The sequence below is a fragment of the Rhizobium jaguaris genome, from assembly GCF_003627755.1.
Lineage (GTDB): Bacteria > Pseudomonadota > Alphaproteobacteria > Rhizobiales > Rhizobiaceae > Rhizobium > Rhizobium jaguaris.
This window is the reverse complement of sequence record NZ_CP032694.1, coordinates 383,736-404,585: the sequence shown is the minus strand read 5'-3', so window position 1 is coordinate 404,585 and position 20,850 is coordinate 383,736. Positions and strand designations below refer to the sequence as shown.

Annotated in this window: 22 protein-coding genes and 1 pseudogene; 11 read left to right on the top strand and 12 right to left on the bottom strand. The window is 59.3% G+C overall.

Annotation, left to right across the window (positions count from 1 at the left end):
* Positions 1–13: 13 nt before the first annotated feature.
* Entirely contained in the window at positions 14–373 is a 360-nt protein-coding gene (locus CCGE525_RS01955) for a nuclear transport factor 2 family protein (RefSeq protein WP_120702810.1), read from the top strand.
* A 228-nt stretch (positions 374–601) separates the two neighbouring features.
* Here CCGE525_RS01955 and pheT read toward each other — a convergent pair whose 3' ends face one another.
* The 5 genes from pheT to infC all read right to left on the bottom strand — a co-directional run bounded on the left by pheT (position 602) and on the right by infC (position 5,943).
* The gene (gene pheT / locus CCGE525_RS01950; protein WP_120702809.1) at positions 602–3,025 is read right to left on the bottom strand and encodes a phenylalanine--tRNA ligase subunit beta; all 2,424 of its coding nucleotides are present in this window, start codon (positions 3,023–3,025) and stop codon (positions 602–604) included.
* Between the two features lie 16 nt (positions 3,026–3,041).
* Positions 3,042–4,124 carry a phenylalanine--tRNA ligase subunit alpha gene (pheS, locus tag CCGE525_RS01945; protein ID WP_120706204.1) on the bottom strand — a complete coding sequence of 361 codons (1,083 nt, stop codon included), beginning with the start codon at positions 4,122–4,124 and terminating at the stop codon, positions 3,042–3,044.
* A 315-nt stretch (positions 4,125–4,439) separates the two neighbouring features.
* On the bottom strand, positions 4,440–4,844 hold the full coding sequence (gene rplT, locus CCGE525_RS01935; RefSeq protein WP_104821695.1) for a 50S ribosomal protein L20: 405 nt from the start codon (positions 4,842–4,844) through the stop codon (positions 4,440–4,442).
* Positions 4,845–4,881: 37 nt separating this feature from the next.
* Entirely contained in the window at positions 4,882–5,085 is a 204-nt protein-coding gene (gene rpmI, locus CCGE525_RS01930; protein ID WP_028750884.1) for a 50S ribosomal protein L35, read from the bottom strand.
* Positions 5,086–5,406: 321 nt separating this feature from the next.
* Positions 5,407–5,943, bottom strand: a complete 537-nt coding sequence (gene infC / locus CCGE525_RS01925) for a translation initiation factor IF-3 (RefSeq protein WP_181315998.1) — start codon at positions 5,941–5,943, stop codon at positions 5,407–5,409.
* Between the two features lie 280 nt (positions 5,944–6,223).
* On the opposite strand from infC, the gene CCGE525_RS01920 reads away from it, so the two are divergent.
* Positions 6,224–7,036: an alpha/beta hydrolase gene (locus CCGE525_RS01920; protein ID WP_120702807.1), complete on the top strand. Its 813-nt coding sequence runs from the start codon at positions 6,224–6,226 to the stop codon at positions 7,034–7,036.
* A gap of 235 nt (positions 7,037–7,271) precedes the next feature.
* A complete protein-coding gene (locus tag CCGE525_RS01915; RefSeq protein ID WP_120702806.1) occupies positions 7,272–7,871 on the top strand; it encodes a transglutaminase-like cysteine peptidase in 600 nt (199 codons plus the stop codon).
* Positions 7,872–8,002: 131 nt separating this feature from the next.
* Here the strand turns inward: CCGE525_RS01915 and CCGE525_RS38185 are convergent, their stop codons facing one another.
* Positions 8,003–8,170 (bottom strand): hypothetical protein, encoded by a 168-nt coding sequence (locus tag CCGE525_RS38185; protein ID WP_162950108.1) that lies wholly within the window; start codon positions 8,168–8,170, stop codon positions 8,003–8,005.
* Positions 8,171–8,416: 246 nt separating this feature from the next.
* Positions 8,417–9,400: an iron exporter MbfA gene (gene mbfA / locus CCGE525_RS01910; protein WP_120702805.1), complete on the bottom strand. Its 984-nt coding sequence runs from the start codon at positions 9,398–9,400 to the stop codon at positions 8,417–8,419.
* Between the two features lie 466 nt (positions 9,401–9,866).
* Between mbfA and CCGE525_RS01905 the strand changes: the two genes are divergently transcribed.
* Together CCGE525_RS01905 and CCGE525_RS01900 are read left to right on the top strand one after the other, a co-directional pair.
* Positions 9,867–10,769: a lysophospholipid acyltransferase family protein gene (locus CCGE525_RS01905; RefSeq protein ID WP_245472072.1), complete on the top strand. Its 903-nt coding sequence runs from the start codon at positions 9,867–9,869 to the stop codon at positions 10,767–10,769.
* Positions 10,770–11,039: 270 nt separating this feature from the next.
* On the top strand, positions 11,040–11,507 hold the full coding sequence (locus tag CCGE525_RS01900; RefSeq protein ID WP_120702804.1) for a group III truncated hemoglobin: 468 nt from the start codon (positions 11,040–11,042) through the stop codon (positions 11,505–11,507).
* 586 nt (positions 11,508–12,093) lie between these two features.
* On the opposite strand, the gene CCGE525_RS01890 is transcribed toward CCGE525_RS01900, so the two are convergent.
* Both CCGE525_RS01890 and CCGE525_RS01885 read right to left on the bottom strand, forming a co-directional pair.
* Positions 12,094–13,008, bottom strand: a complete 915-nt coding sequence (locus tag CCGE525_RS01890; protein ID WP_120702803.1) for an EamA family transporter — start codon at positions 13,006–13,008, stop codon at positions 12,094–12,096.
* 97 nt (positions 13,009–13,105) lie between these two features.
* A complete protein-coding gene (locus tag CCGE525_RS01885) occupies positions 13,106–14,131 on the bottom strand; it encodes a histone deacetylase family protein (RefSeq protein WP_120702802.1) in 1,026 nt (341 codons plus the stop codon).
* Positions 14,132–14,292: 161 nt separating this feature from the next.
* Here CCGE525_RS01885 and CCGE525_RS01880 point away from each other — a divergent pair, with 161 nt between their 5' ends.
* Positions 14,293–14,904: an HAD-IA family hydrolase gene (locus tag CCGE525_RS01880; protein ID WP_120706201.1), complete on the top strand. Its 612-nt coding sequence runs from the start codon at positions 14,293–14,295 to the stop codon at positions 14,902–14,904.
* Between the two features lie 16 nt (positions 14,905–14,920).
* Here CCGE525_RS01880 and CCGE525_RS01875 read toward each other — a convergent pair.
* Positions 14,921–15,444: pseudogene (locus CCGE525_RS01875) on the bottom strand (N-acetyltransferase family protein).
* Positions 15,445–15,462: 18 nt separating this feature from the next.
* Complete coding sequence (locus CCGE525_RS01870) at positions 15,463–16,032, bottom strand: helix-turn-helix domain-containing protein (protein ID WP_120706200.1); 570 nt, start codon at positions 16,030–16,032, stop codon at positions 15,463–15,465.
* 128 nt (positions 16,033–16,160) lie between these two features.
* Here CCGE525_RS01870 and tenA point away from each other — a divergent pair, with 128 nt between their 5' ends.
* The 4 genes from tenA to CCGE525_RS01850 all read left to right on the top strand — a co-directional run bounded on the left by tenA (position 16,161) and on the right by CCGE525_RS01850 (position 19,357).
* Positions 16,161–16,859 (top strand): thiaminase II, encoded by a 699-nt coding sequence (tenA, locus tag CCGE525_RS01865; RefSeq protein WP_120702801.1) that lies wholly within the window; start codon positions 16,161–16,163, stop codon positions 16,857–16,859.
* A gap of 85 nt (positions 16,860–16,944) precedes the next feature.
* Complete coding sequence (gene lepA / locus CCGE525_RS01860) at positions 16,945–18,768, top strand: translation elongation factor 4 (RefSeq protein WP_120702800.1); 1,824 nt, start codon at positions 16,945–16,947, stop codon at positions 18,766–18,768.
* A 59-nt stretch (positions 18,769–18,827) separates the two neighbouring features.
* A complete protein-coding gene (locus CCGE525_RS01855; RefSeq protein WP_120702799.1) occupies positions 18,828–19,058 on the top strand; it encodes a type II toxin-antitoxin system CcdA family antitoxin in 231 nt (76 codons plus the stop codon).
* Positions 19,058–19,357 carry a CcdB family protein gene (locus CCGE525_RS01850; RefSeq protein WP_120702798.1) on the top strand — a complete coding sequence of 100 codons (300 nt, stop codon included), beginning with the start codon at positions 19,058–19,060 and terminating at the stop codon, positions 19,355–19,357. The genes CCGE525_RS01855 and CCGE525_RS01850 overlap by 1 nt, the downstream gene beginning before the upstream one ends.
* Here CCGE525_RS01850 and CCGE525_RS01845 read toward each other — a convergent pair.
* Positions 19,354–19,809 (bottom strand): GFA family protein, encoded by a 456-nt coding sequence (locus CCGE525_RS01845; protein ID WP_120706199.1) that lies wholly within the window; start codon positions 19,807–19,809, stop codon positions 19,354–19,356. The two genes, CCGE525_RS01850 and CCGE525_RS01845, sit on opposite strands and share 4 nt — an antisense overlap.
* Positions 19,810–19,952: 143 nt before the next feature.
* Here CCGE525_RS01845 and CCGE525_RS01840 point away from each other — a divergent pair, with 143 nt between their 5' ends.
* Complete coding sequence (locus CCGE525_RS01840; protein ID WP_162950107.1) at positions 19,953–20,777, top strand: DUF2066 domain-containing protein; 825 nt, start codon at positions 19,953–19,955, stop codon at positions 20,775–20,777.
* Positions 20,778–20,850 lie beyond the last annotated feature (73 nt).

The window sequence follows — 20,850 nt, the reverse complement described above, 5'->3', positions numbered from 1 at the left end:
GAGGAACGGCGAGATGTCAGAAGAGCAAGCAATCCGTGCGGTTGTTCACCTCTATGTCGATGGCATGGCATTCGCGAATGAGCCGGCGCTGCGCAAGGCGCTGCATCCAAGGGTAGCGATCATAGGCAATTATCAGGGCGCCGTGGAGTGGATGACGCGCGACGAATTCATCGGCGCGATCGTCGAGGAGGGCAGTGCACCGCCCGACACAGTGCCGCTGATGGAGATCGAGCTGATCGATATCGAGGGAGATGCCGCAAGCGTCAAAGTCGTCGACGAGTTCGCCGGTATGCGCTTTTCCGACTATCTGTCATTGCTGAAGATCGACGGACGATGGACCATCGTCAACAAGGTGTATCATTTGCATCGGTAGCTCTTTTACCTTCTCCCCGTTGGGGCAGGGCAATTGCATATGAGGCATGCCGGCGCCGTAAACTCCTTCTCCCCTCGGGGAGAAGGTGGCCCGAAGGGTCGGATGAGGGGGGCTTTCTTCACGTAAAGAGTGACCTTTCGCTTGCGCTCAAGGTGCTCGTCGTTCCACTCCTCGCCCCCCTCATCCGCCTGTCGGCACCTTCTCCCCGAGGGGAGAAGGACAATCTCATTACCCCCGCAAAACCCCACCCGTCGTTTTCGTCACATTGGCAACGATCTTCTGCGTCAGCGCCTCGAAATCCTCGTCGGTCAGCGTGCGCTCGGCCGGCTGGATCTGCACTTCGATGGCGATCGATTTCTTGCCGTCGCCGAGCGATGCGCCTTCGAAAATATCGAAGACATTGACGCCGGTGATCAGCTTGCGGTCGGCTCCGGTGGCGGCGCGGATGACGGCGCCGGCTTCCACCGACTTGTCGACCACGAAGGCGAAATCGCGCTTGACCGCCTGGAACGGCGAAAGCTCCAGTGCCGGCTTGGTGCGCGTCGTCTTCTTTTTCGGCTCCGGCATCGCGTCGACATAGACCTCGAAGCCGGCGAGCGCGCCGGTGACATCGAGGTCTTCCAGCGTCTTCGGATGGAATTCACCGAAATAGCCGAGCACGACTTTCGGGCCCATCTTGATCGTTCCCGAGCGGCCCGGATGATACCAGGCAGGACCGCCCTGTTCGATCTGGATATTGCCCATCGGCAGACCGCAGGCTTCGATCACCGCCAGCGCATCAGCCTTGGCGTCAAAGACATCGACGGACTTGCCTGCACCGGTCGCGGCATTCGACCACATGCGGCCGGCGCCCGAAAGCGCCGCCGTGCCGCGGCGGATGCCGCCGGCGACGCGGCGCTGGCCTTCGGGCCGATCGTTTTCATAGGTGCCGGAAACTTCGAAGATCGCGACATCGCCATAGCCCTTGTCGGCATTGCGCTGCGCGGCCGACAGCAGGCCCGGCAATAGAGAGGGGCGCATGTCGGACATGTCGGCGGCGATCGGATTGGCCAGCTTCAGCGCATTGGACCCGCCGCCGAAGAGCTTGGCCTGATCTTCCGAGATGAACGACCAGGTGACAGCCTCCAGCATGCCGCGGGAGGCAAGTGCGCGCTTGGCAGTGCGGGTGCGGATCTGCAGCGTCGTCAGGATCTTGCCGTTGACGGCGTTGTGGCTTGCGAGCGGCGCCGGCTTGATATTGTCGACGCCGTGGATGCGCATGATCTCTTCGACCAGATCGGCCTTGCCGTCGACATCCGGCCGCCACGGGGGCACGGCGACGGAGACGCGCTCGCCCGAACCGGAAACCGAAAAGCCGAGCTTCGTCAGGATCGACCTGCCCTCTTCCACGGAGACATCAAGACCAGTCAGACGCTTGACCTCGGAGAAGGGGAAATCGACGATCTTCGCGTCATAGCCCTTATAGCCTTCGACCTTGGCCTTGGCGGCCGTGCCGCCGCAGCAGGCGAGCACCAGCTCGGTCGTGCGCTCAAGGCCAGGAACCATATATTCCGGATCGACGCCGCGCTCGAAGCGGTAACGGGCATCGGTGATGATGCCGAGGCTGCGGCCGGTCTTTGCGATGTTCATCGGATCCCAAAGCGCCGATTCGATCAGCACGTCGACGGTGTTCTCATCGCAGCCCGAGTGTTCTCCGCCCATGACGCCGCCGATCGACTCGACGCCGTTGTCATCGGCGATGACGACGTTGTTCGGGCCAAGCTTGTATTCGCGCTGGTCGAGCGCCAGCACCGTCTCCCCATCCGCGGCACGGCGGACGACGAGATTGCCCTTGACCTTGGCGGCGTCGAAGACGTGCATCGGCCGGCCCTGGTCGAAGGTCATGTAGTTGGTGATGTCGACCAGCGCGTTGATCGGGCGAAGGCCGATTGCCAGCAGCCGCTGCTGCATCCATTTCGGGCTCGGGCCGTTCTTGACGCCGCGCACGAGGCGAAGCGCAAAGCCGGGGCAGAGGCTGGCATCGTCGAGTTCGATTTTCAAATCAACCGGCGTTTCACCGTCGACGGCAAAGGTCGGCGTCAGGCGAGGCTTCAGCGTGCCGAGGCCGGAAGCGGCGAGGTCACGCGCGATGCCATAGACACCGGTGCAGTCCGGGCGGTTCGGCGTCAAATTGATCTCGATCATCGGATCGTCGAGGCCGGCATAGGCGGCAAAGCTGGTGCCGACGGGCGCATCTTCCGGCAGATCGATGATGCCGTCATGGCTGTCGGAGATTTCCAGCTCTTTTTCCGAGCACATCATGCCGTGACTTTCGACGCCCCGAATATTGCCGACGGTGAGCGTCACGTCGATACCCGGCACATAGGTGCCGGGGGCGGCGAAGGCGCCGACGAGGCCGGCGCGGGCATTCGGCGCACCGCAGACGACCTGGATCGGTTTGCCGGAGCCATTGTCGACCATCAGCACCTTCAGCCGGTCGGCCTGCGGATGCTTTTCGGCCGACAGGACCTTGGCAATGACGAAGGGCTTGAACGCCGCCTTGTCGTCGACATCTTCGACCTCCAGCCCGATCATCGTCAGGCGGGCGCAGATCTCGTCGAGCGTGGCGTCCGTTTCCAGGTGCTCTTTCAGCCAGGAGAGTGTGAATTTCATGTGCTTTATCCCTTCCTTACGCGCTCAAACCGCCGAACAGCGTCGGCATGTCGAGCGGGCGGAAGCCGTAGTGGTTCATCCAGCGGACGTCGGCGTTGAAGAAATCGCGCAGGTCCGGCATGCCGTATTTCAGCATGGCGATGCGGTCGAGGCCCATGCCCCAGGCAAAGCCCTGATATTCGTCCGGATCGAGGCCGCCATAGCGCAGCACGTTCGGATGCACCATGCCGCAGCCGAGAATCTCCATCCAGTCGGTGCCTTCGCCAAACTTGACGATCGGGCCGGAGCGGTCGCACTGGATATCGACCTCGAACGAGGGTTCGGTGAAGGGGAAGAAGGACGGGCGGAAACGCATCGTCACATTGTCCACCTCGAAGAAGGTCTTGCAGAACTCTTCGAGTACCCAACGGATATTGGCGACATTCGCCGTCTTGTCGACCACCAGGCCCTCCACCTGATGGAACATCGGCGAGTGCGTGGCGTCACTGTCCTGACGGTAGGTCTTGCCGGGAATGATGATGCGGATCGGCGGCTTCCGCGCTTCCATCGTCCGGATCTGCACCGGCGAGGTGTGCGTGCGCAGCACCTTGCGCTCACCCTTTTCATCCGGCTGGAAGAAGAAGGTGTCGTGCATCTCGCGGGCCGGATGCCCTTCCGGGAAGTTCAGCGCCGTGAAATTGTAATAGTCGGTCTCGACGTCAGGACCCTCGGCGATCGAGAAGCCCATGTCGCCGAAGATCGCGGTGATCTCGTCGACGATCTGGCTGATCGGGTGGATGCGGCCGCGTTCGGCAGGCGAGGAGCGCACTGGCAGGCTGACGTCCACCGTCTCCGCCTTCAGCTTCGCCTCGATCGCAGCGTCCTTCAGCGCGCCTTTGCGCGCGTTGATCGCGTCGGCCACCGAATTCTTCAGCGCATTGATCGCAGCGCCCCGCGTCTGCCGCTCTTCCGGCGACATGCTGCCCAGCGTCTTCAACAGTTCCGAAACCGAGCCCTTCTTGCCCAGAGCAGCCACCCTGACGGCTTCGATCGTCTGCTCGTCCGTGGCAGCGGCCACGTCGGCCATGAGTTGGGTTTCAAGAGTATCGAGTTCCGTCATCTTGTCCTGCCTTGCGGAGGGCGGGCTCACCGCGCCGCTATTCCGCAGAATAATTGGTGAACACATACATCAGATAGCTGGAGGCAACGATGAAGCGCTGCAGATCACTACCGATGTGCACGCGGCCAATCAACCGGGCAAACGACAAAAACCCGCCAGAAAGCGGGTCATATGCCGAAGTTCGGCCACCGCCCAGGTTGCACACGCTTTGACCAAGCCACATTGGCTCGATTGCGCGTGCTGCAAAACACAAAACCCGCGCCGGTTTTGCCTGCGCGGGTTTGCAATGAATACACGAAATACGCGCGAGACGGCTTAGTTAACGGCCGCTTCGAACTCATTCTTCGTGCCGGCGTCCTTGAGATATTCTAGCGCCTTCTTGGAGGCGGCGACGAGCGCGCCGAAAGCTTCCGGCTCATGGATTGCCATGTCGGAGAGAACCTTGCGGTCGACTTCGATGCCAGCCTTGTTCAGACCGTCGATGAAGCGGCCGTAGGTCAGGCCGAATTCGCGGACGGCAGCGTTGATGCGCTGGATCCAGAGGGCGCGGAAATTGCGCTTGTTGATCTTGCGGTCGCGGTAAGCGTACTGCTTGGAGCGGTCGACGGCGGCCTTGGCGGTACGGATGGTGTTCTTGCGACGGCCGTAGAAACCCTTGGCTGCCTTCAGAACCTTCTTGTGCTTGGCATGGGCGGTAACGCCTCTTTTTACGCGTGCCATATCATGATCTCCTTAGTCTATAGCGTTACGAATAGTCTTAGAGACCGTTCGGCAAGTAGTTCTTGACAACCTTACGGCCATCCGGTTCGGCGAGAACCATGGTGCCGCGGGCGTCGCGAATGAACTTGTTGGTACGCTTGATCATGCCGTGGCGCTTGCCAGCAGCGGCGGCCTTGACCTTGCCGGACGCGGTGATCTTGAACCGCTTCTTGGCAGAGGACTTCGTCTTCATCTTGGGCATTTTGCTACTCCTTCGATGCTTCCTGGCGCGCTTTGCTAAAAAGCCCTTCCCACAGATCCGGCTAGGCCGGGCTGCAACAAGGTGCCGGAGCGTTTGTTGTTGAACGGCGGATACGGTGACGAACCGCCCCGCCAGCATTCTGAACTGCCACGGCATGCCCTGCCGGTCAGTTCGGACGCGCGCTTATAACCGCAGTTGCCCATAAGTGCAACGGGCATAAGGCGGGATTCTTTTGCAGATCGATGACAGGCATCAACCCGCGACATAAAAGGAAAAAGCCGCCCCATGGGACGGCTCCGGCCTCTTACTTTCGCTCACGCCTCACTTCGGCGCGAGCACCATCATCATCTGACGGCCTTCGAGCTTGGGCTCGGCTTCCACCTTGGCGATCTCAAGGGTATCTTCCTTGACCTGCTGGAGAAGCTTCATACCGAGTTCCTGGTGGGCCATTTCGCGGCCGCGGAACTTCAAGGTCACCTTCACCTTGTCGCCTTCTTCGAAGAAACGGCCGATCGCCTTCATCTTCACCTCATAGTCATGGGTGTCGATGTTGGGGCGCATCTTGATTTCTTTGACTTCGACGATCTTCTGCTTCTTGCGCGCCTCGGCGGCCTTCTTCTGGTTGGCATATTTCAGCTTGCCCAGATCGAGGATCTTGCACACAGGCGGTTCAGCGTTGGGGGAAATCTCCACCAGATCGAGACCGGCCTCCTCTGCCATTCTCAATGCCTGGTCGGTCGGAACAATGCCCATATTCTGGCCGTCAGCCGTGATGAGCTGAACTTTGGGAATGCGAATTTCCCTGTTGGAACGCGGCCCGTCCTTTACGGGCGCGTCGGCTTTAAAGGGTCTGCGAATGGTCGTACTCTCCACGAATTGTTTCGGATTGCTGCAGCCTCTCGCTCCCGTCGGCGCAACTGACGGAAATGTCGTAAAAGCTGTGGTGAAGTCAATAGCATGATGCCAGGAAAAAATCACCTCCCGTGTACCATTACTGTGCAGCGCAGCCGTAAGATGCGCAAAGGACACAATAACATCCTAAAAATGCGCATGAGCCTTTCCCAAAATCGCGAGGATTTTTTGGGGTCATGCGCGCGCGAATCTGTTTTATAGATCGGAAAATTTCAGGAGTTTCTTCATGTCCGATGTGGCTGACAGCCTTGAACCTTCCTTCCTTTCCATTGGCAACGGCGACGATCAACGGCAAATTGCCATGCAATTGCGCGCAGCCAGGAAGGGCGTAAAAGGGCCGACTTTCGTATGGCTCTCCGGCTATCGTTCCGACATGAGCGGCACCAAGGCACTGGAGCTCGACGCGCTGGCAGAGCGGCTGGGTCTTAGCTGCATCCGCTTCGACTATTCGGGCCATGGCCAATCCGGCGGCAGGTTCACCGACGGCACGATCTCGCGCTGGCTGGAGGAGGCGCTTGCCGTCATCGACCACGCCAAGCCGAAGCGTATCGTCCTCGTCGGGTCGTCCATGGGCGGCTGGATCGCACTGAGGCTTATCCAGGAGCTGCGCAAACGCAAGAAGACGCCCGCCATCCAGGGCCTGGTATTGATTGCGCCCGCCCCGGACTTCACCATCGACCTCATCGAGCCGAACCTTTCCGATGTTGAGCTGACATCGCTTGCCGAACGGGGTTATTTCGAGGAACCCTCGGACTATAGCCTGGAACCGAATATCTTCACCCGCGCCCTTATCGAGGACGGCCGCGCCAACCGCGTTTTGACCGGCATCATCGAAACCGGTTGCCCGGTCCATATCCTGCAGGGCATGCAGGACCAGGATGTGCCGTTTTCGCATTCGTTAAAATTGGTCGAACATTTGCCGGCCGATGATGTCGTGTTAACACTTGTGCGTGATGGCGACCACCGGCTGTCGAGGCCGCAGGATATCGAGCGCATGTTGAGCGCGGCAGAGACATTGGCGCTCCATAATCATCCGTAAAAACAGATAGATAGCTTATAGCAAAACCAGCGGACCGCCCCTCCGCCGGGTAGAATTTGCGTGCGCCTCCGTAATCATAAGAGGCAGACAATTGTGGCAACTATCTCTTTGATTGTGCTGAAATTAACCATAAAGGCTGGTTCCGCTGTTAACACTTAAGTAATGATTGACTTGGCGCACCCCCCTACATTAACAATTTGTTAACAAATGCAGGGACGATACAAGGATAGTGGGCGTGCGTATTAAGGGCGTATTCGTTGCCTTCGCAGCTATAGTTGCGATGTCGTCGTCGGCGATGCCGGCCCCCCAGAACACCGCATCGATGACCATCGGCGGCGTCACGTCGCAGCCCATCGGGCATTATGAATTTTGCGAGCGTCACGCCGACGAATGCGGCCCGACGCGCAATGCCGGTCCTGTCGATATGAACGCGGCTAGCTGGGTGCTGGTGAACGAGATCAACCTGCGCGTCAACAAGACCATCACGCCGGCCACCGACATGGAAGTCTACGGCCAGGAAGAATATTGGGAATACCCGAAGACGGCCGGCGATTGCGAGGATTTCGCGCTTCTGAAGCGCAGGCTTCTCATGCAGCAGGGCATTTCCGCTGCCAACCTGCTGATGACCGTCGTGCGCAAGCCCGATGGCGAGGGCCATGCCGTGCTGACACTGCGCACCAAGCAGGGCGACTTTATTCTCGACAATCTCGATGACGAGGTGAAGGCCTGGTACCAGACCCCCTATTCCTACCTGAAGCGTCAGGCCAGCTACAACGCCGGCCGCTGGGTCACCATCGAAAACGGCAACGACGTTCTGGTCGGCGCGGTCAAATAAGCGCAATAAGCACCGAACCTAAACAGAAGGCCGGCAAATTTGCCGGCCTTCTGTTTTCCGAAAATGATTAGAACAGTCCCTGCCCTTTGGGCATGGACGAAACGATATCGCCATTAGTTTTTCTTATGGCTTTACTGACCAGCCTTGACATGCTGCTCATGGGTGCCGCCGCGTGTGCCGCTCGATTGCTGTTCATGCGAGCCGGGGGACGAAGCGTTGTGGCTCTTTGCGTCCATGCTCCTGTGGCTCTGCTGGCCAGCCTTGACGTGCTGATCGTGGCTTCCACCTTGATTTGCCATTGGATTATCTCCTTGGGTTTTCAGACGAGGCCAAGAGCGGCCTCGTGGTGGTAACCGGTGGCTCTAGGGAGCGTTCCGAACTTTAACATTTCGTGATGGCGGGCTTATCTTCGTCCGGTCGGCCGACAAGACATCACCTATGCCGCACCGCCGGCCCTGCGCTTGGGCATCTTGAGCCTGTCGAAGGGGGCGTTCGATGCTCGAAACGAAACACTGGATCGTTTTGTCGGCGTCGCCGAACGCGTCTCACCCATTCCCGATCAATATGCCTGCGGCAAGCACCAGGGAACCGCCAAGGACGACCTGGAAAGCGGCACGGAGAAAAGGCGTCTCCATATATTTGTTCTGAATGAAGGCAATCGCCCAGAGTTCGAAGAAGACGACGATGGCGGCGGTGATGGTCGCCGTCCAGAAATCGGGAATGAGATAGGGAAGCGCATGACCAAGGCCGCCGAGCGCCGTCATGATGCCACAGGCAAGGCCGCGCTTGATCGGCGAACCGCGGCCGGAAATCTTGCCATCGTCATGGGCGGCTTCCGTAAAGCCCATGGAAATGCCGGCACCGACGGACGCCGATAGACCGACCAGGAAGGTCTGCCACGTCTGCTGCGTCGCGAAGGCCGCCGCAAAGATCGGCGCCAGCGTCGAGACGGAGCCGTCCATCAGACCGGCAAGGCCCGGCTGCACATAGGTCAGCACGAATTTGCGGCGGGCGCTCGCGTCTTCCTCTTCCTTGACCGATTGCGGCGTGTGCTTATCGCCGAGCATGCGGGCGATGTCTTCATGGCCTTGCTCGGCCAGCGCGAGATCGCCGAGAAGCTGGCGCGTCGAGGCGTCGGAAACCTGCTTGGCCGCCTCGACATAGAAATTATAAGCCTGCTGCTCCATGTCCTCCGCCTCATTGCGGATGGCCTCAAGCGACAGGTTCTTGCGCAGCCAATCCGGCTTGCGTTCATAGAAGCCGCTGACATGCTCGCGCCGGATCAGCGGAATGCGCTCACCGAAACGCTTGCGATGCATGTCGATCAGTGTTTTGCGATGGGTATCCTCGACTTCGGCCATATCCTCGAACACCTTGGCGGAGTCGGGGTAATTGGCTCTTAGAATATCGGCATAGGCGAGATAGATGCGTGCGTCGTCCTCTTCCGAGGCAATCGCGACGGCAAGAATTTCCTGTTCGGACAAAGAGGCAAAAGAACGTTTCGGCGAGCGGAAAAACCTCAGCAACATAAGAGTCTCCATTTTAGAATTATTCTAAAACTAAAGTGGGTAATCGCGCTGGTCAAGCTCTAGAGGCCGGATTATGTTCTGGGCCACATTCGAACGGCAGCGATCGCTCTGGCAACATGCGAGTGTCTCCAGCCTTCGGTTGAGCAATAATTACATGAAGTATTTGCCAATCGTCTCAGTAAAGCTTTCTAAACATATCAATTTTGTTCCCGGCCACACATATATGCGCTCCAGTGATTGCTCTTCATTCGCGCCCACGTAATTTTCTCGACGTAAGTAATTGATCTCTCATCATAAAAGCATGATTGAATGGCACGAGCCATTAGAGGGAAAACATGAATTACAAACTGATATCAGCCGAGAAGGCCACGCTTCCGGCCCCTTGCATCGCCGAACCGAACCATCCGGGCAACCATGAGGTAGATTACAACAAGCCCCACGCGCACCTTTTCAAGAGGATGCGGTCGTGAGCGTCCTTTCCTATGCCAGCGACGAGGATCATATCGTCAAGCGCATGGCCATCCGAAATATGGAGGGTGCACTTGGCCGCAACGCGGTGGAGGAAGTCTATGAACGTTGGCGCGTCGATGTCCACGGTTTTTCTCAACATCCATTCGGTCGCTTGCTGGAAATGTGTGGAATCGATTTCCGCATTAACGGCGAGTGGCCGCCGCATGAAATCCCGGAAGGCCCGATCGTCATGGTGGCAAACCACCCGTTCGGCGTGGCCGACGGCATGGCGCTCGGCGCCATTGCCGAACATTTCGGCCGGCCTTACCGGGTGATCGTCAACGAACGCATGATGAAGGTGCCGGAATTCCGGCCCTATATCTTGCCAATCTCCTTCGATGAGACGCCCGAGGCGATGGAGATCAATCTTTCCACCCGCAGCGAGGCGATCAAGCTGCTGCGCGATGGCGTCACCATCGGCATCTTTCCGTCCGGCGGCGTGGCGACCGCGCCGCGCGGCTTCGGTCCTGCCGAGGAGCTGCCGTGGAAGATGTTCTTTCCCAAACTCATCCAGATGGGCAGGGCTAGTGTTCTGCCGATTTTCATCGAGGGGCAGAACAGCCTACTTTTCCAGATGGTGAGCCGCGTGTCACCAACGGTGCGTATTGCGCTTCTGTTCAATGAATTCCACCGCCTATCGAAGCGATCAATTTCCGCGCGCGTGGGTCGCCTGATGCCCTACAGCGAACTTGCGGCCATCCGCGACTGCAAGGCGCTGATGGACCATATCCAGCAAAGGGTCATTGCCATGCAGCCCTATGACCGGCGGCGCCTGTCACCAGCAGCGATTAGGGTTAGGAAGCAGCATTGGCTCTGGCGCGAGCGCGTCACCCGAAAGCCCCCGGTCTGGTCCTATTGAGAAGCGGCACGATGTTTCACGGCAGCCGTTCAATTGGCGGCAATGGCGTCGACAGAAACAACCACGCTCTGAACCGGTCATTGTCGCCCAATCGTTCCAGCATCATGTCGAAGGGATGGGGGCGCTTGCACACCAAGCCAATCGCCCGCAGACTTTGACAGATTGCCGCAACCGCGGCACGGCACCTTGGTTACGCCATGAAAATACTTAGATACGGGCTCGACAAACGCCGTATTCGCGCAAAATGCTGTGCGGCGGCAGGAGCATCACATGAACACTGACATACAGGGCCGCGCCGTGCACCTGGCCGGCATTCGTGAGAAGGCCGGGGCCGAGATGGAGCGCATCGGCATCGATGCGGCTTTCATCGACCGGCTTGTCGATACTTTCTACGGCCGCATTCAGGCACATCCTCGGCTCGGCCCGGTTTTTGACGGGCGCCTTGCCGGACGCTGGCCGGATCATATGGAAAAGATGAAACGCTTCTGGTCATCGGTCGCGTTCAAGAACGGTGCTTATGGCGGCAAGCCGGTGCAGGCTCATCTCGGCGTCGAAGGCATGGCGCCCGACCTCTTTCCGGAGTGGCTGGCGCTGTTTTCCGAAACACTTGCCGACATAGCACCCTCGGACGAAGCCAAGGCCTGGTTTAAGGCAACAGCCGAGCGCATCGCCAAAAGCCTGACGCTGTCGCTCTTTTATAATCCGGCGCTCGAAGATCCCGCGAAGAAAAAGGTCTAAAGCATGCCGCGCAAGAACGTGGAATTCGGTAGCAGACGCCCCGACCTGGTACCGCGTTCACGGCAACTTTGCGCCAAAACCGGACAAGCGCGTATAGATCGTGGGTGTCACCTTGTTGACACTATCGCCTTCCACTGATGCGGCGCATATCTACAACGCGGCCATCGCGCTGCCGTACGGCAACCTCGAACCGGCTACCGCCCCTCCAGCCACGATAAACCAAGTAACGACCCCGGCAGTCGACCCGTCTGACGTCCCTAAAACCGCGGTTACGGAGCAGCCTTTCACCCTGACTACAGCTGATCCCTCTGCCTCTATTGAGATTGGTACCAACGCTGATGGAAACGTGGGTCTGCGCGCTTGCTACGGTCGGTACGGATATTGATGTGACGGACAGGCCGACAGCCAGCGCTAGTGACAGGAACAACGATGATCTAGGCAAGGCATCCTCCCTTGGATAGTGGGCTCGGAACACACAACGCTCGTTTTCCGAGGGAATTATACAACCGTGGGAGTATGAGCGATAGTGGGCGCGTAAGTATAAGCCGCAAAGAGCGAATCCAGGAGATGGCGATGTGCCTTACGCTCACCTTTTGGTAGCAAAAACGGTTGCCCCGATGCTGGCGGCGACGACAAGCGCAGTGCCGAACATCTGCGACGGCGTCATCGGTTGCGACAGGATGACGAAACCGGCAAAGGCACCGATCGCGGGCTCGAGGCTCATGAGGATGCCGAAGGATGAGGTGGGCATGCGCCGCAGCGCCACCATTTCCAGCACATAGGGAAGGAGCGGAACGAGCAGTGCCAAGCCGGCTATTTCCAGGAGGCCAAAGGCCGTCAGATGCGGCGCGGCGGAGGCAAAGCCGAAGGGTGTCGAAACGACCGCCGCAACCAGCAGCGACATGGAAAGCCCTTCGAGCCCCTTGAAGGCATTGCCGACCTTCTTCGTCAACAGAATATAGCAGGCCCAGCCCGCTCCCGCGCCGATGGCAAAGAGGATGCCCGGCCAGTTGCCCACCCACTCCTCGCCGTCATAGGCCAACAGCAGAACGCCGATAGCGGCAAAGACGGGCCACATAAGCTGGCGGCTGAGCCCGAAGCCGAGGGTCGCGACCAACAGAGGCCCGAGAAATTCAATGGCGACAGTAAGACCCAACGGAATGCGCGCAATCGCCGAAAAGAAGGACGTCGTCATCAGCGCCGATACGGTGCCGAGTGCCAGCACGCCGATCCATTGCGAGCGGCTGTAGCTCATGATTTTCGGCCGGACGATGATCGCCAATGCGGCGGACGCGAAGACGAGCCGCAGCCACGTCGCGCCGGCGGGTCCATAGGCGTTGATGATCGGGGACGACAAGGCCGAGCCGAATTGGATGCTGGACATGGACATCACGCACATGAGCACTCCGGCGGCAATGCCGCCAGAGGAAGGCGCAACATCCGGATGCGGCATCAGCGCCGCGCCGCCATCCGTGCCACTCTCGATAAGCGTCTGATCCATGACCTCTCCTATCACGCGGGGTTTTTAGAGGTCTGGACCTGTACTGGCAAATTCAAACTTTTCATCCTGCGATCAGGCGCTTTGATGCAAGTGCTTCTCAGGCTTCGAGGCCCTTCAGCACATTGGCGACGTTGAGGCCGATCTCCGGCACGCCATAACCGCCCTCCATGCAGGTCAGAACCGGCAGGCCGACGCCGGCGATAAGCTTGCCCATGCGGATGAAATCCTCCGAGGTCAGCTTGAAAAAGGAGATCGGATCGCGCTCGAACGTGTCGACGCCGAGCGAAAGCACGATCGCCTCCGCGCCGAAGCTCCTGATGCGGGCGAGAGCGTCGGCAAGTGCTGCCGACCATTGTTCCCAGGGCGTGCCGCGCAGCATCGGATAATTGCGGTTCGCACCTAGCCCTTCGCCTTCGCCCTCCTCGTCGGCATGACCGAGGAAATAGGGGAAAGCGTGGATGGGGTCGCCATGTAGCGAAGCGGTAAAGACATCGCCGCGCCGATAGAAGATGTCCTGCGTGCCGTTGCCATGATGGAAATCGACATCGAGAACGGCCACTTTCTTCGCGCCGTGGCCGCGCAGCCGCTGCGCCGCGACGGCTGCATTGTTAATGAAGCAATAGCCGCCGAAGAGATCGAAACCGGCGTGATGGCCGGGCGGGCGGCAGAGCGCAAAGGCAAAGCGATTGCCCGCATGGAGCCAATCGGCCCCGGTCAGAGCGCATCGCATCGATGCGACGGCCGCTTCGTAGGAGCCCTTGGTGATCGATGTATCGGCGGCATTGGCATAGTGGCCGATCATGCCGACGATGTTTTCCGGCACGCGCTGGCTGGTGCGCCGCACTGCAAATGAATTGGCGATCGCCTCGCCCTTGTAGCCGGCCGCAACCCAGCGCTCCCAGACCGTTGCGAGGAAATCGAGATAGGCTTGATCATGCACCTTACGCGCGGTTTCCAGCCCATGCACCTCCGGTGCAACCACATCGGCAAAACCTGCCTCCTTTACGGCAGCCAATATCCATTCGGCGCGAAACGGTGCTTCGAAGGGCGTCACAAGCTGACCGTCGTGCAGCTCTGTCTTCGCGTCCCTCAGCTTGTGGTCTTCCGAATAGATGACGCGCATATGGCTGCTCCCCGATCGATTTCTTCATTGCATTCAACGACGGCCGAGATTTGCATGGAACTGTCACCTGCGAAAGCAGGATTACCGTTTAGAGACGCTTGAATGTGAGACGCATCTCCATGATGCTCGCGAAAATTTTAGACAGCGGAGCCGGTCGAATCATGAAAGTGCTGATGGTGGATGTCGATGGCGTGCTCGTTCATGGACGCCCGCAGGATGGCCTGCCTCTCTTCACGTTTCTGGAGCGCGATCTCGGCCTGTCGCCTGAGCTTCTTCAGAAGGAATTCTTCAAACCTCATTGGAGCGAGATCATCGTCGGGCGCGAGCCGCTGATGCCACGACTGGAATCGGTCCTGTCCAGAATTGCGCCTGATATCAGCGCCGAAGCGCTCGCCGCTTATTGGTTCGAAAACGATTCCCGCCTCGATCATGCCTTTCTCGACGCGCTGGCGCATTATCGCGCCGATGGGATCCGTATCTTCCTGGCCACGAACCAGGAGCATATGCGGGCGAAATATCTGATGGAAGAACTTGGCCTCGCCACCCATGTCAACGGCATTTTCTATTCGGCCGCTCTCGGCCACCGCAAACCCGCCGAGGCGTTTTACGCGCTCGCTACCGACAAGGCCGAAGCGTCCGCAGGCGATATCGTCTTCATCGACGACGTAGAGGAGAATATCGAGAGCGCGCGGCGTTTCGGCTGGCAGGCGATCCATTGGACCGGCGAGATTGCGTTGCACGACGCGCTCGTTCCGTTCCTCGCGCGTAAATAGGCTATGCGCGATTTCATTAGTCGGCTACAATTCTCTTGTAGAACAAGGTCGTATCGCAAAGACCGCCTTCCGGCCACATGGCATAATCGGGGATGACGCCGACGCGCTGCCAGCCGAGACGGGGATAAATGGCTTCGGCTTCGCTGCCGGTCGCCGTGTCGAGCACCAGCAAGGTCTTGCCGCGCCTAGCGGCCTCAAGTTCCGCCGCCGCCATCAGCAGGCGGGCGAGTCCCTTTCCCGGGCGGACCGGTGCACCAGCAATTTCTTCAGATCGCCGCGATGCGGCTGGTTGGGCATCTGCGCTGCGCCCACCTGTACGGTGCCGGTGATTTTGCCCTCCATTTCGGCGACAAAGAGCAGCGTGGCGCCGTCCGCCACGGCTTCGGCGACGCCATGCCAATAGATTCCGGCATCAGCAGGCGTGTAGGGCTGCATGAAGCCGACCGAGGCGCCGCCATTGACGCAATCGGCAAGCACTTCGCAAAGATCCGGAATAGCGGCGCGAGCTTCGGGGGCGGAGAGAAGGCGGATAGTCGACATCATGATCCTCTGGATTGTTCAACGGCCGCCACGATCCAGCACAACGCAATAGCGTGCCGGCGCTTGGCCCGGATTGTGAAAGACATGGCCGTCGCCAACAGGCATGAAGAGACAGTCACCGGGCTTCAGGCGGTATAAGGTTTCGCCGACTGTCATTTCCAACTCGCCGTCGAAGAGCCAGACGTGCTGAGTCATACCACGGCTCGCAGCATGTGGCGGAAAGCTGACCCGTGCGCCGGCAGGAAACTCGACATCGACGATATCGACATCCGACGCCGTAGCCGGTGGAGAGACCGCGCGGCGCATGTAGCCGGTTTCGGGATCGCGCCAGACCAGCTGCTCCTGCCGGCGCGAAAGCGGTGAAGCCTCCTGCCCTTCCTCGGCGAAGAATTCCGACAGCGACAGACCGAGTGCTGCGCAGACCCGCGCCAGAAGCGAAGCCGTCGGGCTCGCTTCGGCGCGTTCGATGCGGGAGATCATGGCGCGGCTCACCCCGGACGCTGAAGCGAGATCATCCAGCGTGAGACCCTTTTCCAGCCGCAGCGTGCGGATGCGAATGCCGATCGCCTGTTCGAGTTCCAGTTCCATCTTTCGGCCCATGATTCTACTATAAGAGAAATACAAGATCCAATGATGGAATCAAGTCCTCGCGAACAGTCTTGCTTTCACCATAACGCGGTCGATATATGGCGGTGCATTCAAGAGCGGAGAGCGGCATGGACGGCATCACGCAGGGCACCGAGACGACGGAAAGCTTCACGGCTGCCGCCTGGGGCCAGATTAAACCGATTATGGCCGAGATCGAGCGATTGCCGCTGCTGGAACGACTTTCGGACGGCACGCTGCCGCCTGAGGTTTTCCGCCATTATATCCTGCAGGATGCGATCTATCTGAAGCACTATGCCCGCTGCCTCGCCATCGTCGCTGCAAAGGCGCCCGACAATGCGCAGGTGCTGCGTTTCCTCGGTTCGGCGCAGAAGGCGATCACAGTCGAGCAGGGCCTGCACGCTGGCTTCCTGACGCAGTTCGGCATTTCGAGCGCGGATGTGACGGCTGCCGAGCCTTCGCCGGCCTGCTTCGCCTATACAAATTTCCTTCTGGCGACCGCCTATCACAGCTCCTACGCCGTTGCGCTTTCGGCGATCCTGCCGTGCTTCTGGATCTACTGGCATGTCGGCGAAGGTATCAAAAGCAAGCCGGCGATCGAGGGCAATGTCTTCCAGGCCTGGATCAATACCTATGGCGATCCGCAATTCGCGGCCGGCGCCCGGGAAGTCATCGCTTTGACTGACATCGCAGCCCGGGCAGCCTCGGCGCCAGAGCGCCAGCTGATGGGGGACGCCTTTGCGCGTGCCGCCCAATATGAATGGATGTTCTGGGATTCAGCCTGGCGGCTGGAGAAGTGGCCGGTCTGACGCCCGCTTCCTGACTGCAAAATAGCGTAAACGGGGGGATAATTACCGCTTTGCGGCGCGGGGCGGCGCTGCTATATGCTCGCGCATGAGCACCAATTCCACTACTCCGCTTTCGCATATCCGCAATTTCTCGATCGTGGCGCATATCGACCACGGCAAATCGACGCTGGCCGATCGTCTGATTCAGACGACGGGCGGCCTTGCTGAACGCGAGATGTCCGAGCAGGTGCTCGACAATATGGAGATCGAGCGCGAGCGCGGCATCACCATCAAGGCCCAGACCGTGCGCCTGCACTACAAGGCGAACAACGGCGAGACCTATATCCTGAATCTGATTGACACGCCCGGCCACGTCGATTTCGCCTATGAAGTCTCGCGCTCGCTGTCGGCCTGTGAAGGCTCGCTGCTGGTGGTCGACGCATCGCAAGGTGTCGAGGCGCAGACGCTCGCCAACGTCTATCAGGCGATCGACAACAATCACGAGCTCGTCACCGTGCTCAACAAGATCGATCTGCCAGCGGCCGAACCGGACCGCATCAAGGAACAGATCGAGGAAGTGATCGGCATTGACGCCTCCGACGCTGTGCTGATTTCGGCCAAGACCGGCCTCGGTATTCCTGACGTCCTCGAAGCCATCGTCCACAAGCTGCCGGCACCGAAGAGCCCGGGCGGCGAGAAGGCACCGCTGAAGGCGCTGCTGGTCGATAGCTGGTACGACACCTATCTCGGCGTCATGGTTCTCGTGCGCATCATCGACGGCGTGCTGACCAAGGGCCAGACCATCCGCATGATGGGCACGGACGCGAAGTACCAGATCGAGCGCGTCGGCGTTCTGACGCCGAAGATGGTCGCCGTCGACAGCCTCGGCCCCGGCGAGATCGGCTTCATCACCGCCTCGATCAAGGAAGTGGCCGACACCCGCGTCGGCGATACCATCACCGAGGACAAGCGCCCGACCGCCGAGCCGCTGCCGGGCTTCAAGCCGGCGCAGCCGGTGGTGTTCTGCGGCCTCTTCCCGGTCGACGCCGCCAACTTCGAGGATCTGCGCTCGGCCATGGGCAAGCTGCGCCTCAACGACGCCAGCTTCTCCTTCGAAATGGAATCCTCGGCCGCTCTCGGCTTCGGTTTCCGCTGCGGCTTCCTCGGCCTCCTGCATCTGGAAATCATCCAGGAACGCCTGGAGCGTGAATTCAATCTCGACCTGATCGCGACGGCTCCCTCCGTCGTCTATCAGCTCACCATGACCGACGGCACCGAGATCGAGCTGCACAACCCGGCTGACATGCCCGACGTCGTCAAGATTTCCGAATTCCGTGAGCCATGGATCAAGGCGACGATCCTGACGCCGGACGATTATCTCGGCTCGATCCTGAAGCTCTGCCAGGATCGCCGCGGCATCCAGACCGAGCTGACCTATGTCGGCAACCGCGCCATGATCACCTACGACCTGCCGCTCAACGAAGTCGTCTTCGACTTCTACGACCGCCTGAAGTCGATCTCAAAGGGCTACGCCTCCTTCGACTACAGCCTGACCGACTATCGCGAAAGCGATCTCGTCAAGATGTCGATCCTCGTCAATGCCGAGCCGGTGGACGCGCTCTCCATGCTGGTGCACCGCTCTGCCGCCGAAAAGCGCGGCCGCGTCATGTGCGAAAAGCTGAAGGACCTGATCCCGCAGCACATGTTCCAGATCCCGATCCAGGCTGCGATCGGCGGGCGCATCATCGCCCGCGAGACGGTGAAGGCTCTGCGCAAGGACGTGACCGCCAAGTGCTACGGCGGCGACGCCACCCGCAAGCGCAAGCTGCTCGACAAGCAGAAGGAAGGCAAGAAGCGCATGCGGCAATTCGGCAAGGTCGAAATCCCGCAGGAAGCGTTTATTGCCGCCTTGAAGATGGGGGATGAGTGAGGCTCTTCACAATGGCGAAGCATGCGCATATTGTTTGCGCATAATGTGGAGAGAACACCATGGCTCAGACTGCGCGCAAAGCCGCCAATTTGTCGCTTGACGAAAGCCTAGTTTCGGAAGCCCGCGGCCTAAAAATCAATATCTCGCGTGCCGCCGAAGATGGCATCGCCCGTGCGATAAAAGCTGAGCGCGAGCGTCTATGGCTTTTGGAAAACGCCGAGGCGATTGAACAGGCGAATGCCTATGTTGAAAAACACGGCCTGCCGTTTGGAAAATATCGGCAGTTCTGATGGCACGGTTCCATGTTTACGGCCTCAAACAAAGCCAGACTCTTGCTCTTGATCTTCAGTCAAACCTACTGGAAAGATTGAACACTCGGATGATGGTACCACTTCTTCCGATGGATGATGTTTCCGCATCAATAACGCGACTAAACCCGCGATTCGCTATCAATGACCGACCCTACATCATGATGACCCAGTTGATAGGGGCAGTATCCCTAACCGAGATCGGAGACCTAATCATCGATCTCAGCCCGCACAGCGACCAGATAACTGCAGCGACGGACTTTCTTTTCCAAGGTTTTTAGTTCTGCTCCCCATATTCCTTGATCAGCCCCTCATACTCATTCATCGCCGGCAGCGCGGCATAGCTGTGTTTGGCCGGCGTCGTCACCCAAGGCAATTTCTCGTTAGTCCAGGTCTCGACGAAAGGCGTGAACCAGCGGGGGTCGTCCAGCATTGTCGGGCGCAGGTTGACGAACCAGTCGAATCCTTCCAGGCGCGTGAACATCCAAGTCATGCAGTATGGGCAGAAATAGTGCTTCAGGTTTTCGTCGTGCATCCCGCCGATGACGGGCTCTCCCTCGGTGACTTCGAAACCTTCACTCGGAATGGCGACGCTCAACGAATAGGCGCTGGATGACATGTGCTGGCAGCCGGTGCAGTGGCAGGCCATCGTCAATAGCGGCTTGGCGCTGACCTTGATTCGTATCTGCCCGCAACGGCATCCGCCTTCCCAGGGTAATTCTGGCTGGGTCATGATCTGGTCTCCTCCGGTTTCTGTGAAATCTAGCGGTCTCGACGCGGTTGTCAAAGCCATCGTCAACGTCGCTTGGCCGTCATAATCTGACATTGCCTGCAGCTTGTTTTCACGACACCATGGCAGCGTTCGGAGATGTCTCCATGTTGAAATCACGATCGATCGCCATCGCTTTCGCTCTCGCAGCTATCAACCAGGCAGCCGTCGCTCGCGCCGATGATCACAGCCGGCTTTACCAGGTGCAGGCAATCGTTACCGGCACCGGCGCGGTCAATCGCGAACTCGGCTTCAAGGATTGCCTCGGTCGTGTGCTTGTCAAGGTCAGCGGCGATCAGCGCGTGACGACGGAGAATGCTTTTCAAGCGATGCTGCCGAATGCCGGCTCCTTCGTCGCGACCTATAGCTATCGCGATCGCCTGGAAGGTATCCCGATCCATGACGAGCAAGGCACGCACGACCGGCCGCAGGACCTCACTTGCATCTACATGCCCGATACCATCGACGACTTGCTGCGCAAGCTCGGGCACAAGCCGTGGCTGTCACCGCGCCCGAAACTCGCGATTTTTCTGGTGGTACGCGATACCAGACGCAGTTTCGTGCTGACCCGCGACGGTGACGAAAGCCCTTATATGATCGACGCGTTCAAGGCGGCCGCCGGGCCGCTTGCCATGGCAATCATTGTGCCGGACAAGGCAGCGTTGACCAGCCGGGGCCTCACCACAACCGGTTTGGCGGGGACGGCACCGCAAGAACTCGATGCCATGGCCAAGACCATCGGCGGCGATGTCGCGTTGGCGGGTTCGCTCGTCTGGAGCGACAGGGATCTCGGCTGGGTCGCCGACTGGTCGATAACGGAAAATGGAAAAATGCATCGCTGGCAAATCCGCGGCGTGAGCTTCGACGACGCATTTCGCAATGCCATAGGCGGGGCAGCACAGATCGCTTCCGGCAATGGAGAGCCGCGATAGACAGGCAAAGCTTCGTAGCCGATTGAATTGCTCTGGAGCGGTTCAGCTTGTAACGGAATCTTAGAACCGCTCT